A 14,352-nucleotide genomic window follows, 5' to 3' on the forward strand; every position below is an offset into this window, starting at 1 on the left:
ATGGGCAAGCTGATTGTATGGCTGCTTGCTGCAGGCAAGATGGGCAAGCTGCTGACCACCTGCGGCACCATGCTGATTTCGATGGTGGTGTATAGCTGGGTATTTGGTTGGCGCTATGCGGTCGGCTTTGTGGGACTGATCTTCGTCCATGAGATGGGGCACTACGTCGCCGCGCGCCGCCGTGGGCTGGAGGTCGGTGCGCCCACCTTCATCCCGTTCGTCGGCGCCTGGATCGCGCTCAAGGAAGTCCCGCACGACGTCGAGACCGAAGCCTATATCGGCTTTGCCGGACCGCTGGCCGGGACGGCCGGTGCGATGCTCTGCTACTACTTCGCGCGCAATAGCGACAGCAACCTGCTGCTGGCCCTGGCCTATTCCGGCTGCATGCTGAACCTGTTCAACCTGATTCCCATTTCACCGCTGGACGGCGGCCGCATCACCGCCATCATTTCACCGAAAGTGTGGCTGGCCGGCGTGCCGCTGCTGGCGGGCCTGTTCTTCTACCATCCCAGCCCGATGCTGATACTGATTGCGGTACTGGCTTATCCGCAGCTCAAGGAAGCCATCTGGGGCGATCCGGCCAAAGGCGCCGACTACTACACGGTGCCGCGCGACACCCGCATCAACTACGGCGTGCTGTATCTGTGCCTGGTGGCGTTTCTGGCCATGATGAGCTACAGCATTCACGAGATGCTGGACGGCTCGGTGAAGTAACGTACAGTGCGGGCGCTGCCGCGCGCCCACACTGGAGGCCTGCAAGTTCGGGAGGCAGGCCATGCCGGAAGGACCATCCATCGTTATTTTGCGTGAACAGGCCGCAGGCTTTGCCGGCCGCACCATCACGCACGCCAGCGGCAACAGCAAGGGTATCGATTTCGACGCCCTGGCCGGCCAGCCGATTGTGGCGTTGCGCAGCTGGGGCAAGCATTTCCTGATACAGCTGCCGACCCTGGCGCTGCGCATCCATTTGCTGATGTTCGGCACCTACCGCATCAATGAGCGCAAGGATGCGCAGCCGCGCCTGAGCCTCGGCTTTGACGATGGCGAGGAATTGAATTTCTACACCTGCTCCGTCAAAACCATCGACGCCGACCTGGACGCCCAGTACGACTGGAGCGCGGACGTCATGAACGACCAATGGAATCCGGCGCAGGCGCTGAAGAAGCTGCGCGCCGCGCCGGACATGCTGGTCTGCGACGCCCTGCTCGATCAGGACATTTTCTCTGGCGTGGGCAACATCATCAAGAACGAAGTGCTGTTCCGCATCCGCGTCCATCCGCTGTCCAGGGTGGGCGCGCTACCGGCGGCCAAGCTGCGCGAGCTGGTGGCGCAGGCACGCGCATACAGTTTTGACTTTCTCAAGTGGAAGCGCGCCCTGGTGCTCAAGCAGCACTGGTTGGCGCACACCAAACGCATCTGCCCGCGCTGCGACATCCCTTTCCATAAGGCGCACTTGGGCAAGACCAATCGCCGCAGTTTTTTCTGCACGCGCTGCCAGAAGCAGTATCCTGCCGCGCTGCTTACACCAGTCCGGTCAGATAGTAGACAGCGATCACAAAGAACACCGCCAGCGTCTTGATGATAGTGATGCCGAAGATGTCGCGGTAAGACTGGCGGTGCGTCAGGCCGGTCACCGCCAGCAGCGTGATGACGGCGCCGTTATGCGGCAGGGTGTCCATGCCGCCGCTGGCCATGGCCACCACGCGGTGCATCACCTCGAGCGGAATGTGCGCCGCGTCAGCCGCCTTGATGAACTGGTCCGACATGGCCGCCAGCGCGATGCTCATGCCGCCCGACGCGGAACCGGTAATACCGGCCAGCGAGGTGACGGAGACTGCCGCATTCACCAGGGGGTCCGGCACACTGCGCAGCGCCTGGCTCACCGACAGAAAGCCCGGCAGCGCTGCAATCACGCCGCCAAATCCGTATTCCGACGCAGTGTTCATGGCCGCCAACAGCGCACCGCCGACCGCAGCTTTGGTGCCTTCGGCAAAGCTGACGTTGATGCGCTTGAACGCCGTGACAATAGTCAGCAGGATGCCCAGCAACAGCGCGCCTTCCACCGCCCAGATGCCGACCACCGACTTGATGGTCAGGCTGACCGGTGCGTGCAGGCCAGGCAAGGCGTCGGCGGTCAGCGCATAGTTGTCGCCATACCAGGTGGGAATCATTTTGGTCAGCGCGAAGTTGGCAACGCCCACCAGCACCAGCGGCGCCAGCGACAGCAGGGGATGCGGCAGGCCGCTGCGGGTGGCGCCGGATGACGCTGTGCCGGTAGCGGCAGGGGCGGCGGCGGGCGCCGAGGCGGCCGCTGGCACGGCAGCTTCATAGCCCTCGCCTTTCGCCATCGCGCTGCGGCGGCGCCATTCAAGGAAGGCCAGGCCGGCAATCAGCGTCGCAATCGAGCCGATTACGCCCAGCGACGGCGCGGCCCAGCCAGTGGTCTTGAAGAAGGTGGTTGGAATGATGTTCTGGATCTGCGGCGTGCCCGGCAAGGTATCCATGGTGAACGAGAACGCGCCCAGCGCAATCGCGCCCGGCATCAGGCGCTTGGGGATATTGCTCTGCCGGTACAGCTCGGCCGCAAACGGGTACACGGCAAACACCACCACAAACAGCGACACGCCGCCATACGTCAGCAGCGCACACACCAGCACGATAACGGCGTTGGCGCGCGAGCGGCCGATGTATTTGATCGCCGCCACCACAATCGATTCGGAAAAGCCCGACAGCTCGATCAGCTTGCCAAACACAGCCCCCAGCAGGAACACCGGAAAATACAGTTTGACGAAGCCCACCATCTTGTCCATGAAAATGCCGCTGAACACCGGCGCCACGGCGCCTGGATCGGTCAGCAGCACCGCGCCCAGCGCGGCAATCGGGGCAAACAGGATGACGCTATAGCCGCGGTAGGCGGCCAGCATGAGGAACACTAACGCAGCAAGAACAATCAGGAAGGACATGCCAGCTCCAGTTCTGGGTGAAAGTGCCACTATTGTAGTAAAGATAAGTGGCGCGCAGCCACTTTATCTTTACCGTGCTCGCTACTTGGGCAATATTTTCACGCGGCACAACTGGTAAGGGTAAGGCTCATCGCCTATCGCAGCGGGATAAGTTGTGCAGCTGGCAGCATCCAGTTCCAGGCCGTAAGACCGTACATGGTTGCTGGCGGCCGCCACGAGTTCGCGATTCACGGCAGCCAGGTCCATGCGGTGCTGCGGCAGCAGGTCAAAGGTGCAGCCGCCGGTCGGCAAGCGGCGCAATTCGACCTGGAAGCGTACGCGGTGCATGAGCTGTTCCAGACGGTTGCAGCCGGCCACATCATCGGTCAGGCCCAGCCATTGCACGGCGGCCAGCTTGTGCAGGCGCGTGCTGTCCTTTTCGTTCTTGGCGCTGTTCAGCAGCACGTAGTGCGGGCCGGGACGCGCCGCCATCGCGGCATCGATGCGCGCGCGCCACGCCGGCGATTCCGGGAAACCGGTGCCGATCGACACCACCTGCACCGGCTGCGGGAAGAAGGTAGACATCCAGCCTGTCGGCGGGTCCCAGTGGGCCAGGAAAACGATGCTGGACGCGGGCGTGGCAAACGCCGGCACCTCGGCGCTGAAGCCCTTTTCCGTCCAGCCCGCATGCCCCCAGGTCGACGCCTGCAACACCATCAGCGCCAGCACTGCCAGCACCGCCCCCGCCAGGCGCCGCGCCGTGGGCCATACCGCTTGCCAGAGCAGCCACAGCAGCAATGGCGCCAGCAGCTCCAGCGGGATCAGGTAACGGTAGATGCTGAACATCCGCATCCAGACCAGATAGGCAATCGCAAAGAACAGCAGCACAAACGCGGCCCGCGCAGACAACAGCGGCGTGACCGGCGCCGTGGCGCCTGCGCGCGCACGGCGCCACAGCCAATGCAGCGCAAACGCCAGGACCACGACATACAGCACAGGCCAGATCATGAGCTTGAGCGTCAGCTCCGAAACGCGGTGTGCATCGCGTGCAAAAATAAACGGCCACAGCAGGTTTTCCGTCATATTGAGCGGACGGAAGTGGGTATCCAGCACGCCATTCAATGGCGCCAGCGGGCTGCGGAAGATGCTGTTAAATTGCGGGAACAGCGGATTGCCGAAGGTCTGCCACATCTTGAGGAACCACCAGCCGGCGCTGGCCATGAGTCCCGCCAGCACGCCCAGGCCAAACACCAGCGACAGGCGCAGGCGCTGCCACCACGGCAGCGTCACGCCCAGCAGGGCGAGACAGAGCGCGACCGCATAGGTTGCATTGGTCAGTTTCAGACCCGCGCTGAGGCCGCTCAGCGCGCCCGCCACTGCCAGCATCCACACGCTGCGCGCCTGCCACCGCGACCAGCCATCCCAGTGGCGCAGGATCAGGTACAGCGCGCCCAGCAACGGCAGTGCCGACAGATTGTCGCCCATGGTATTGCCCAACTCGCTGAGGAAGCCTGCGCCCAGCATGCCCATCCCGGCCAGCAGCAAGGCCAGCCGCTGGTTGCCCAGCAACTGGCGCGCAATCGCGGCCAGCAGCACGAAGTTCAGGCCGTGCAGCCAGCCCAGCACAAAGCCCGCCAGGCGCGGCGACAGGCCGTGATTCAGTACGTAATACAGCACATCCAGCGTCGGAATGAAGTAGGTCTGGAATGCCGCCGGCGCGATGTCGAAGCCGATGCGGCCATGCATCAGCGCATAGCCGTTGTATAGGTGGTAGTTGCGCAAATCCCAGTTGGTGTCCTGGCCAAATGCCATCGACAGCACACCAAACAGCAGCGGCACCAGCACGGCGGCAATCAGGCCGGCACGCGGATGGTCCAGAAAAGCAAAGCGGGGAAATTTCATGAAGGACTCAGGATTTGAAAACGAAGAATTTGGCGCTCAGGAAGTTGAGCGCCATGCCGGCCAGCGAGCCGATCGCCACGCCCAGCGCAGGCAGCCATGCGGCTGGCGGCAGCAGCCACAGGGTCAGCGTGTACGCGCCCAGGTTCAGCAGCGCCCCGCCAGACATGGCGCCCAAGTAGCGCCACCACTCGCGCCATGGCGAGCCGGACGACGTAAAGGTGTAGCGGCGGTTGATGCGCCAGGTGACGTAGACCGCCGCCAGGAAGGACAGCAGGCGGCCAAGATAGGGACCGCAGCCCAGGGCCAGCGCGCAATACAGCACCGCCACATCGGCGCCGAAGCCGATCACGCCGGTCACGGCAAAGCGCAGCAACTGGCCGGCAAGCTTACTCATGCACTGGCAAGGCCGGGGCCGGATGGGCCAGATAGGCAAAGCGCTTCTGCTCGATACGGCCCTTGGTCACGGCATCCAGAATGATGCCGCACACCAGCAGGATCACGCCAAACAGCATCAGCGCGGCGCACAGCACGGCCGTCGGCAGACGCGGCACCAGACCGGTCTGCAGATAAGTCTGCACCAAGGGTTCGGCCAGGATCACCGACAACAGCATGCTGACGACGGCAAACAGCGAGAAGAACGCCAGCGGCCGCTCGGACTTGAACAGGCGCAAAATGGTGGACAGGATGCGCACGCCGTCACGATAGGTATTGAGCTTGCTGACCGAGCCTTCCGGCCGCGATTTATACACCGTGGCCACTTCCGCCACCGGCATGCGCAGTTCCAGCGAATGCACCGTGAGCTCGGTCTCGATTTCAAAACCGGCCGAATGCGCCGCAAACGATTTGACGTAGCGGCGCGAGAATACGCGGTAGCCGGACAGGATGTCGGTGAAGGTACGGCCAAACAGGAACGAGACACACCCCGTGAGCATGGCGTTGCCGAAGCGGTGGCCGGGACGGTAGGCTGCCTGCTCGGTGCTGACGCGGTTGCCGACCACCATATCCAGCCCGTCCTGCAGCAGGCGCGCCACCAGTTGCGGCGCCATGCTGGCGTCGTAAGTGTCGTCGCCGTCCACCATGATGTAGGCATCCGCCTCGATATCGGCAAACATGCGGCGCACCACGCTGCCTTTGCCCTGCTCCGGCACGTTGCGCACGATGGCGCCGGCTTCGCGCGCGATACGGGCCGTGTCGTCGCTGGAGTTATTGTCGAACACGTAGACTTGCGCCTGCGGCAGGCAGGCCTGGAAGTCGCGCACGATGGCGGCAATCGTCACCGCCTCGTTATAACAAGGCACCAGAATGGCAATGCGTGTGGTGCTGGGGAGGGTCATGGCGGAAGTTGAAAATCAGCAACAAAGCCGCCATTATAATAAAATTAAGGCCAACAGGGCACAGATCACGCCGGACGGCGGATGGCCAGCAGGGTGCAGTCGTCATCCAGCACCGGCTGGCCGGTGAAGGTGCTGACGGTCAGCCGCAGCAGGTCCAGCGCCACCGGCAGCGGCGCATCCTCCCAGTGCGCGAGCAGCTCCAGGCAGCGCTGTTCGGAAAATTCCACGCCATCTTCATTGGCCGCTTCGGTGACGCCATCGGTGTAGCACAGCAGCGTATCGCCGGGCGCCAGCACGGTGTCCATGGCGCTGAACGCCAAGCCCGGAAACGCGCCCACCAGCACACCTTTCGGTATCGGCAACAGGCTGGCGACACCGCCCGCCAGCACCATGGGCGGACAATGGCCGCCGTTCGAGTAGCGCAGCACACCCGTGTTCACGTCGAGGAAGCCGCAGAACATGGTGACGAACAGATTGGTGTCATTGCCTGCGCACAGGCGGTCGTTAAGCGTGGCCAGCAGCTGTTCCGGTTCCGTGATGCTCATGGCCAGCACGCGCAGCAGGCCTATCGTACGCGCCATGAACAGCGCCGCCGCCACGCCGTGGCCGGAGACATCGCCGATACAGATGAACAGCAGGTGATCGTCGATGAAGAAGGCATCGAACAAATCGCCGCCCACGTGCGAAGCAGGTTCCATCAGACCGCACGCATGCAGGTCGCTGCGTTCCGGGAACAGCGGCCGCTGCAGCGGCAGCATGCTCAGTTGCAGCTGGCGCGCGATATCGAGCTCCTTGCGCAAGTGCTGCAACTCCAGCGCGGCGCGCTGCGCCTTGAGCGCGGCTTCGTTGGAGCGGCGCATGCGGCCGGTCAGCGTGGTCATCAGATTGCTGGCGACGCCGGGCAGCGTCATGAGCTTCTGCCAGAACAGGTCGCGCGACAATTGCAGCACCTGCGACGGCGCGTGCGCAATCACCAGCGCCGATACGGGCTCGCCATCGATGGCGGACAATTCGCCGATCAGCTCCCCCGGCGCCACCGAGATCGCGCGCTCGGAACCGCTGTCGCCATCGAGATGCACGTCCAGCCGCCCGGACAGCAGGATGTACACATTGTGGTTGGTTTCGCCGTAGCTGAGCAGCGGCGCACCGGCCGCCAGCTCCAGCACATCGGCTTCCGCCAGCGCCGCTTCCACCGCATCCGCGCTGGCCTGGCGGAACAGGCCGATCCAGTCCATGCCCTCGCGCCGGCGTTCGACGTGGCGGTTTTCATGACGTTGCTGGCCAAGCAGATGATCCAGTCCGTGGCGCCGTTCTCCGCTGCGGCGGAACGGCCGCCGCGTGATGCCGGACGTGCTCATGCCGCGCCCCAGCGCACCGTGACACTGAGGCAGTTCTGGCCATCGCGGTAGGCATAATCCAGCTGGTCCGAGTGACTGCGCAGCATCACCACGCCCAGGCCGCCCGGCAGCGTGTCTTCCAGCGTGCGCGGGCGCTCGGGCGCCGCCGCCTGCGTGGGATCGTAAGGGGCGCCGCCGTCGGCAATGGTCAGCACGGCACTTTGCGCCTGCGCCTGCACCTGCAGCCGCAGTGCGATCTGCGCCTGCGGCGCCAGCCCGCTATGGTCGAGGATATTTGCCATCGCCTCGTGCAGACACATATCGAGGCGGGCGATATCCTCCTCCGGCACCGCACGCGCGCCGGCCTCGCTGTGCAGCCAGGCGGCCGCGCGACGCAGTTCCGCAGCTTGCGCCGTCACCATCAGCACGGCGTGATTCAGCGTGACGTTCAAGCCAGGGCTGCCTGTTCCGCCTGCGCCAGGTCGTTGAACATCGGGATCACCACATCGATGCCGGTGGTGGACAGGGTCTTGGCGACCGGGCCATTTTCACCGACAAACAACACCATGCGCGAACCGCGCTGCTGCATGGCGCGGGCATTGGCGACGATGGCGCGAATGCCGATCGAGGCCAGGAAATCCACGGCGCTCAGGTCAACCACGGCACGCTGCCGGGCCGACGCGGTCAACGCCGCAAACTGCAGGGCGATGGCATCGGTGCCGGCGATATCGAGGCGGCCCGAGAGGGAAACGCGGCGCAGGGTGTCGTTAACGTCGGTGTACGCAATGCTCATCATGGTTCCTGTGCTGAAGATAACAAGGGTGACGCGCACCGGGCGCGCAAGCGCACCAGCATACGCGTCCATTGTGACCATTCCATGACAAGCGCTATCGTGCGCCATGAGTCATGGTACGCTGGAGGTTACAGACGGAAACGATATTAAAATAAAAGCAATGCGGTAGGGAGACGACATGACTGAACTCCGAGCCTCGCTCCGGAGCCGTGACAAGCTATCGCTCAACTGGAGCTATCTGAACGCCATCGCCAATGGCGTTTCGGCCATCGACCTCGGCGAACTGGCCCTGCGCAACTTGCACGACGCGCGCCAGTTCGTGCGCGAATACGGCTTTGACCTCGAGCAGCCCGCCGCCCAGGAACTGATACGGCGCGCGCACCGCGAGGCGGTGGACTTCATCAGCAGCACCTTCCTGTCGCCGTCGCAGCAACACCTGATCCCGCCCGAGGTCAGCGCTCCCGACGATCCGCTGCAATTGCTCGTGTATGCCTCGCTGCGCGGCCAGCATGTGGACGCGCGCCGCATGTGGGCCTGCGCCGTGCTCAAGGTCATGCACGGCATTTTTTACATCGACAACAACCTCAAGCTGCGCCACTTTCATGCCATCCGCGCGCAGGTGTTTGGCGCGCTCGATGAAGTCATCAAGCGCGATGGCGGGCAATACTATCTGACCGACGGCGACATCTGCCTGCCGCTGCTGCATTACGACCGCAAGGACAACAAGGGCCGCAACAGCATCCTGCTCAAGCTGCTGCAGAAAGCCGCCTACCTGGCCGCGGACATCTTTGATTATCTGGGCGTGCGGCTGGTATTCACCACGCGCAGCGAATGCCTGCTGGCCTTGCGCACCTTGCAGCGCGCCCACCTGCTGTCGGTGACCAATGTCGACGCGGAACGCACGCGCAATACCCTGCTCGATATCGACGCCGCCAAGCAGGTGTTCTGCAAATACCGCGCGCAGCTCGAACATAGCAAGGAGTACCCGCTCGATCTGCTGCGCGCCATGGATGCGGAACTGGAGGACATCGCCCAGCCGCAGACGCGCTGCGACAATCCGCACAGCGGCGTCGGCTTCAACAGCGTGCAGGTCACGGCGCGCAAGATGATCCACGTGCAGCAGCTGGATGCCGCGCCCGAGCAGGACTACGACGTCGGCTTCTTTTTTGAGTACGAGATCCAGCTCATGGACCAGGCCAGCTATGAACGCAGCCTGACCGGACCTGCCAGCCACGAAGCCTATAAGAAGCGCCAGGTCGATACCGCCCGCACGCGCGTGTTTGGGCGCGACCTGATCCGCTGGCTGGAGCAGCACAGCGACGCCTGAATGGTGCGCCGCCATCCGGCGGCAGGCTTTACCATGGAGTCTCTGCTTGCAGGAGGCACGTTTGAAACTGGCACTGGCAATTTCACTGCTGACCGCAATCGGGGGCGCCGTCGCGCAGAACGCCCCCAGCGTCACCGTGTCCGCCACGCGCGATCCGGTCGACAAGTCCTACCGCAAGATGATCGCCGGCATGGACAGCTTTGAACGCCACCATGCGCTGGCGCCGCAGGCCAGCCTGCGCTTCCAGCTGCTGCCACGCCTGCCCACCACCCAGCTGGATGGACTCACCATGCGCGTGGTGGGCGACAGTATCGCGCTTCCCGTCAGCATCGCTGGCGACCACACGTTCACGCTGGAGCGCAACGCCCAGGCGCTCAAGGAAGACGCGGCGCTGATCGCCAGCCGCAAAACCAGCACGCTGACCTGGCGCGCACAGGTGCGCAGTCCGGGCGTGCCGGAAGGTATGCGCCGCCTGGGCGACCTGCGGCTGGAATGCCTGGTCGGGGTCGAGGCCGGCCTGCTGTCGAACAATGCGAAGCTCTTCGCCTGGCTGGGCGAGCTGTTCACCGACGCCAGCCGTGTCTGCAACACCGCCGATGGCAATTATCTGCTCTTCTCGGACCGCCCCGTGTTTGCCGTCACCCTGCGCGACGGCGAACGCCAGGCCACGCTGCCATTCCAGGCGCTGTACGCCGGCGGCACGCAAAGCGCCGCCACGCTGCCCTATTGCGACTGCCAGGTGCTGCTGGACCGCAGCTACTATGCACCGCTGTGGGACCACAACTGGTCCGACGACACCCTGCTCAGCTTTGAGGACATGGACGGCCCGCCATCGCCCGACGATACCGCCATCGCCGCCGACCATGCCAGCGCGGCGCAGATGCGCGCCCGGCTCGGTCCGGCCCACACGGTGAGGTTCGACAGCGGTTATGAAATGTGGCGTTACACATATCCTGCAGCGCGGCCCGAGCAGGCGCCGGCAGAATTCACCATCCTGTTCGGCCCGGACGCCGTGGCCCGCAAAGCGCGGCTGCGCGAACCCTTGTAATCCACCTGTCCTTGGATCATGATGCAACCATGAAAACCCTACCCCGCCTCCGCTCCCTGCGCCTGGCCACGGCCAGCCTGTTCGTCCTCACCGCGTGCGCCGTGGCCCAGCCGCCCGCGCCGGACACCACTGTCTCGCTGTGGCAAAAAATCCAGTCCGCCAATACCAATCTGAGTTGCGACAACAGCAGCCAGTGCCATACGCTGGGCGTGGGCGCCAAGGCCTGCGGCGGGCCGGAAAACTATATCGCCTGGTCCAGCAAAAACAGCGACGGCAGCCAGCTCAAGACGCTGGTCGAACAGCATGCGGCCGCGCGCCGCGCCGACGATGCGCGCGAACACATGATGTCAACCTGCTCCGTCATCAGCGATCCGGGCGCCAGCTGCAACGCCGGCCAGTGCGTGCTCAATTCCCGTCCCCTGCTCAGCCCACCCAACAGCCAATAAAAAAACCCCGCGGCGTACTGCCCGCGGGGTTGATCGGATCACGTTACTCTGATCAGAACGCCAGCTGGTCTTTCGCGCGGGAGTTCTGGAACAGTGGCAGCGGATCGGTGGTGTCCACATCGATCACCGTGGTGCCTTGCTTGACGCCGCCCAGCAGGAAGTTGAGCGCGCCCACATAGCGTTTGCCGGTTGGCAGGCCAGACCAGCTCAGACCGACGCTGGCAGTACCGCCGATGGCGGCCGAGCTCGGGGCGATGACCTTGAAGTTGCCACCGGTCGAGCTTGGCTGTACCAGCCAGGTCGACAGCGCGTAGGTTGCCGAGCCGCCTTTTGGTGCATAACCCACCACGCACACCTTGTAGTCGCCAGCTGCTGGGTTCAGCAGTTGTACCGACTCGTTGGCGCTGTCGCCGCCGCTGCTGCCGACGATGGTCGCACCTTTGGCCACAACCAGGTCGAGGTCGCTCAGGCCAGGGGTTGCGCCCTGGGTATCCGCATCAAACAGCGAGAAGCGTGCGGCAATCGTGCCGGCCGGGATGGTGACCGTGTGCACGTTGACGCCGGTGCCGGCGGTGCCGGTGCACTGCGCGTTGGCGGTCGATGGGCTGGAGGCCTGCACAATGGTGCGGGTTTCCTGCGACGGTGCAATCAGGCCACCTTTCGCCACGCTCATGGCGCCGGCGAAACCGGTACCCACGGTGAGGGTTTTGCTGCCCGAGGTCGCTTCGCTGGATACCGAGGCTGGCGCCGCCAGGGCGCTGCCACGCAGGGTCAGCGGGCTACGTACGGTGTGCGAACCATCGTTCCAGGTCAGCTTGCCGTAGACCCAGGTATCGATAGGTGCATCGGTACGGGTCGCTTTCACAGTGAAGGTGCCTTTGGCGCCTGGCGCCAGTACCAGCTGCGATGGCGACACCACAACCGTGTAGCCAGGCACAGCCGCCGTGGCGTTATAGGTGGCGGTGGTGGTGCCGACGTTGGTGACGGTACGGGTCAGGGTGGTAGCGCCCAGGACGTTACCGACGGTCAGCGATGCCAGGTTCAGGTTCTGTGCCGTGATCGGGCCGCCGAACGAGGTGCACTGTGCCGGCGAGTAGATCAGGCCCTGGCCGCACAGGAAGCGTGCGTATTCCACTGGGTCGATGTCGTACACCAGGCCAGGATCGGCCGCCGACGTTGGCGCGATGTGGCCGGCGCCTTGTGCCCATGGCAGCGTGCCGGTGTTTTTGGCAGTGCTGTCCCAGGCCACGCCGGTGTTCAGGCCGTCGGTGTAGGTGTCATAGGCGGTGGTCATCAGCGCCGATTTGATGGCAGCCGGGGTCCAGTCAGGGTGACGCTGTTTCAGCAGCGCAGCCACGCCAGCCACGTGTGGCGACGCCATCGAGGTACCGGTGTAGAACGCCCAGTCCGCGCTTGGCGCCACGCCGCCGGCTGCCACGGCATCGTGCTGCGCCCGGGTCAGGTCGGCCGTCACGGCAGCCAGGATGTCGGTGCCAGGTGCGGTCACGTCCGGTTTCAGGATGTTGGCGCTGGCGACGTTAGGACCGCGCGACGACGAACCGTTCATGATCGGCGCCCTGACGGTTGGGTCGAAGGTAGCGCGCAGGTTGCCCAGGGCGCTGTTGGCCGATGGGTTGGCGGCTACGTAGTCCTTGACGATCTTGCCGTTTTCCTTGGTGATGTGGACCGTCGAAACGCTGTGCGCCTGGTTGATGATGGTGGCAGCGCCGCCGTCGACGTTGGCGATGATGACACCCACCGCACCGGCCGTCTTGGCGTTGGCGCTCTTGTTGACCAGCACGTTGTTGCCGCGGTCGCAGACCAGCACTTTACCGCTGACTTTGCTTGGGTCCAGCAGGGCTGCCTGGCCATCCGCGCCGCCGAAGCACTGGGCCAGCTGCGCTGGGTTGGCGCCTGGCAGGCCGGCATCCTTGGACAGGATCAGCGGTGCCGACGGGGTGTTGGCGTTGCTCGATGCACCGGTCACGCTGACGCCGCTACCCAGGATGGCGTCGCCAACATAGATGCGGTCATGGGTCGAGTTGCCGACCGTGGTCAGCCATGGGCTGATGTGGGCCACTGGCGCAGGAGCGGTCGAGGTCGGGCCGGAGTTACCAGCCGACGCTGCCACAAACACGCCTGCTGCAGCGGCGCCGTAGAACGCTTGTTCGGTCGCTTCGTTGAAAGCGCCGCCGCCCGAGCTTGGGCCGATCGAGAAGTTGATGACGTTGACGCCGTCTTTGACCGCCTGGTTGATCGCCGAGACGCTGTTGGACGTCGCGCAACCGTTCTTGGCGGTGGCAGCGTCGGTCCAGCAGACCTTGTACGCAGCGATACGGGCGCGTGGCGCCACGCCGGAAGTGCGGCCCAGGCTGACGCCGCCGCTGACGGTGGCGACCTTGTCATTGCCGCCGGCGGTGCTGGAGGTGTGGCTGCCGTGGCCGCCCGAACCTTCTGCGCCTGCCACCGAGTCACGGGCCGAGTTGAACTCGGTCCAGTGCAGGGCTTGCGAGGACGGCTTGTAGTAGCGCGCGCCGATCAGCTTGTTGTTGCAATTGTTGAGGCCAAAGCCTTCGCCGGTGTCGCAGCTGCCCTTCCAGCTGGCTGGCGGCGGGCCGTAGGCCAGGGTCGAGCCGGAATGGCTAGGATAGCCGTCGCTGTCGACGCGGTCGGCGTAGCTGTTGTTCTCTGGCCAGATACCACCGTCAACGATACCGATGATGATGTCTTCACCGGACGCACCCTTGCCGCCCAGCTGTTCCCAGAGGCCGCCGGCCTTGTCCAGGCCGATGAAGGTGTTCACATAGCTGTCGTCCAGCTGCATGATGGAGTCGGCGGTAATGGCGGCAACGCCGGCATTTTTCTTCAGCGCGCGCACTTCGGCGTCGGTCAGCAGGGCTGCAAAGCCGTTGAACACGACGTCGTACTTGTGGGTCACTTCGGCGTTGCCGATGGTGCTGATGACGTCATTCTGCTTGGTTTCCAGGTAGCTGATGTAAGCCTGCACATCGGAGGCGCTCACATCCAGGCGTTGGCCCTGGGTTGGCATGGTCGCGGCCAGGCCGGCCACTTGGCCGGTATAGGTGGCAACCGGCTTGTCGGCCAGTTGCACGATGTAGGAACGGCGCTCTTCTTCAGCGTGCGCGGTGGTGGCCAGCGCCGACAGCATCAGCAGGACGGCGGTGGAGACGGGACGAAGTTTCAGTTTCATGGAGAGCTACCC

The 14,352-nt window shown here is 64.4% G+C and carries 13 protein-coding genes; 5 read left to right on the forward strand and 8 right to left on the reverse strand.

Annotation, left to right across the window (positions count from 1 at the left end; genetic code table 11):
* Entirely contained in the window at positions 1-714 is a 714-nt protein-coding gene (locus GTP58_RS09770) for a site-2 protease family protein (RefSeq protein WP_161077373.1), read from the forward strand.
* Positions 715-775: 61 nt separating this feature from the next.
* Positions 776-1,579: a DNA-formamidopyrimidine glycosylase family protein gene (locus tag GTP58_RS09775; protein ID WP_161077374.1), complete on the forward strand. Its 804-nt coding sequence runs from the start codon at positions 776-778 to the stop codon at positions 1,577-1,579.
* On the opposite strand, the gene GTP58_RS09780 is transcribed toward GTP58_RS09775, so the two are convergent.
* The 7 genes from GTP58_RS09780 to GTP58_RS09810 form a co-directional block, all read right to left on the reverse strand.
* The gene (locus GTP58_RS09780; RefSeq protein ID WP_161077375.1) at positions 1,521-2,963 is read right to left on the reverse strand and encodes a GntP family permease; all 1,443 of its coding nucleotides are present in this window, start codon (positions 2,961-2,963) and stop codon (positions 1,521-1,523) included. The genes GTP58_RS09775 and GTP58_RS09780 overlap by 59 nt on opposite strands.
* An 81-nt stretch (positions 2,964-3,044) precedes the next feature.
* Positions 3,045-4,844, reverse strand: coding sequence for a hypothetical protein (locus GTP58_RS09785; RefSeq protein ID WP_161077376.1), 1,800 nt, complete (start codon positions 4,842-4,844; stop codon positions 3,045-3,047).
* 7 nt (positions 4,845-4,851) lie between these two features.
* Positions 4,852-5,238 (reverse strand): GtrA family protein, encoded by a 387-nt coding sequence (locus GTP58_RS09790; protein WP_161077377.1) that lies wholly within the window; start codon positions 5,236-5,238, stop codon positions 4,852-4,854.
* Complete coding sequence (locus GTP58_RS09795; RefSeq protein WP_161077378.1) at positions 5,231-6,178, reverse strand: glycosyltransferase; 948 nt, start codon at positions 6,176-6,178, stop codon at positions 5,231-5,233. Before GTP58_RS09795 ends, GTP58_RS09790 begins: the two co-directional genes overlap by 8 nt.
* Before the next feature lie 65 nt (positions 6,179-6,243).
* Positions 6,244-7,536 (reverse strand): PP2C family protein-serine/threonine phosphatase, encoded by a 1,293-nt coding sequence (locus GTP58_RS09800; RefSeq protein WP_161077379.1) that lies wholly within the window; start codon positions 7,534-7,536, stop codon positions 6,244-6,246.
* On the reverse strand, positions 7,533-7,967 hold the full coding sequence (locus GTP58_RS09805; protein WP_161077380.1) for an ATP-binding protein: 435 nt from the start codon (positions 7,965-7,967) through the stop codon (positions 7,533-7,535). Before GTP58_RS09805 ends, GTP58_RS09800 begins: the two co-directional genes overlap by 4 nt.
* Complete coding sequence (locus GTP58_RS09810) at positions 7,964-8,311, reverse strand: STAS domain-containing protein (RefSeq protein WP_202413619.1); 348 nt, start codon at positions 8,309-8,311, stop codon at positions 7,964-7,966. The genes GTP58_RS09805 and GTP58_RS09810 overlap by 4 nt, the downstream gene beginning before the upstream one ends.
* A gap of 175 nt (positions 8,312-8,486) precedes the next feature.
* Between GTP58_RS09810 and GTP58_RS09815 the strand changes: the two genes are divergently transcribed.
* From GTP58_RS09815 to GTP58_RS09825, 3 genes are all read left to right on the forward strand, one after another.
* Complete coding sequence (locus tag GTP58_RS09815; RefSeq protein WP_161077381.1) at positions 8,487-9,635, forward strand: TIGR04552 family protein; 1,149 nt, start codon at positions 8,487-8,489, stop codon at positions 9,633-9,635.
* 61 nt (positions 9,636-9,696) lie between these two features.
* Positions 9,697-10,683: a hypothetical protein gene (locus GTP58_RS09820; protein WP_229215527.1), complete on the forward strand. Its 987-nt coding sequence runs from the start codon at positions 9,697-9,699 to the stop codon at positions 10,681-10,683.
* A gap of 29 nt (positions 10,684-10,712) precedes the next feature.
* Complete coding sequence (locus GTP58_RS09825; protein ID WP_161077382.1) at positions 10,713-11,129, forward strand: hypothetical protein; 417 nt, start codon at positions 10,713-10,715, stop codon at positions 11,127-11,129.
* Positions 11,130-11,181: 52 nt separating this feature from the next.
* Here GTP58_RS09825 and GTP58_RS09830 read toward each other — a convergent pair whose 3' ends face one another.
* A complete protein-coding gene (locus tag GTP58_RS09830; RefSeq protein WP_229215528.1) occupies positions 11,182-14,340 on the reverse strand; it encodes a S8 family serine peptidase in 3,159 nt (1,052 codons plus the stop codon).
* Positions 14,341-14,352: the final 12 nt, after the last annotated feature.

Origin of the sequence: Duganella sp. CY15W (assembly GCF_009857555.1) — a bacterium.
Lineage (GTDB): Bacteria > Pseudomonadota > Gammaproteobacteria > Burkholderiales > Burkholderiaceae_D > Rugamonas > Rugamonas sacchari.

Bases quoted from the DNA above. Each gene is read 5' to 3' on its own strand.
- GTP58_RS09780 (WP_161077375.1), bottom strand. From the start codon at position 2,963: ATGTCCTTCCTGATTGTTCTTGCTGCGTTAGTGTTCCTCATGCTGGCC.
- GTP58_RS09830 (WP_229215528.1), bottom strand. From the start codon at position 14,340: ATGAAACTGAAACTTCGTCCCGTCTCCACCGCCGTCCTGCTGATGCTG.
- GTP58_RS09825 (WP_161077382.1), top strand. From the start codon at position 10,713: ATGAAAACCCTACCCCGCCTCCGCTCCCTGCGCCTGGCCACGGCCAGC.
- GTP58_RS09790 (WP_161077377.1), bottom strand. From the start codon at position 5,238: ATGAGTAAGCTTGCCGGCCAGTTGCTGCGCTTTGCCGTGACCGGCGTG.
- GTP58_RS09810 (WP_202413619.1), bottom strand. From the start codon at position 8,311: ATGATGAGCATTGCGTACACCGACGTTAACGACACCCTGCGCCGCGTT.
- GTP58_RS09770 (WP_161077373.1), top strand. From the start codon at position 1: ATGGGCAAGCTGATTGTATGGCTGCTTGCTGCAGGCAAGATGGGCAAG.
- GTP58_RS09800 (WP_161077379.1), bottom strand. From the start codon at position 7,536: ATGAGCACGTCCGGCATCACGCGGCGGCCGTTCCGCCGCAGCGGAGAA.
- GTP58_RS09775 (WP_161077374.1), top strand. From the start codon at position 776: ATGCCGGAAGGACCATCCATCGTTATTTTGCGTGAACAGGCCGCAGGC.
- GTP58_RS09785 (WP_161077376.1), bottom strand. From the start codon at position 4,844: ATGAAATTTCCCCGCTTTGCTTTTCTGGACCATCCGCGTGCCGGCCTG.
- GTP58_RS09795 (WP_161077378.1), bottom strand. From the start codon at position 6,178: ATGACCCTCCCCAGCACCACACGCATTGCCATTCTGGTGCCTTGTTAT.
- GTP58_RS09815 (WP_161077381.1), top strand. From the start codon at position 8,487: ATGACTGAACTCCGAGCCTCGCTCCGGAGCCGTGACAAGCTATCGCTC.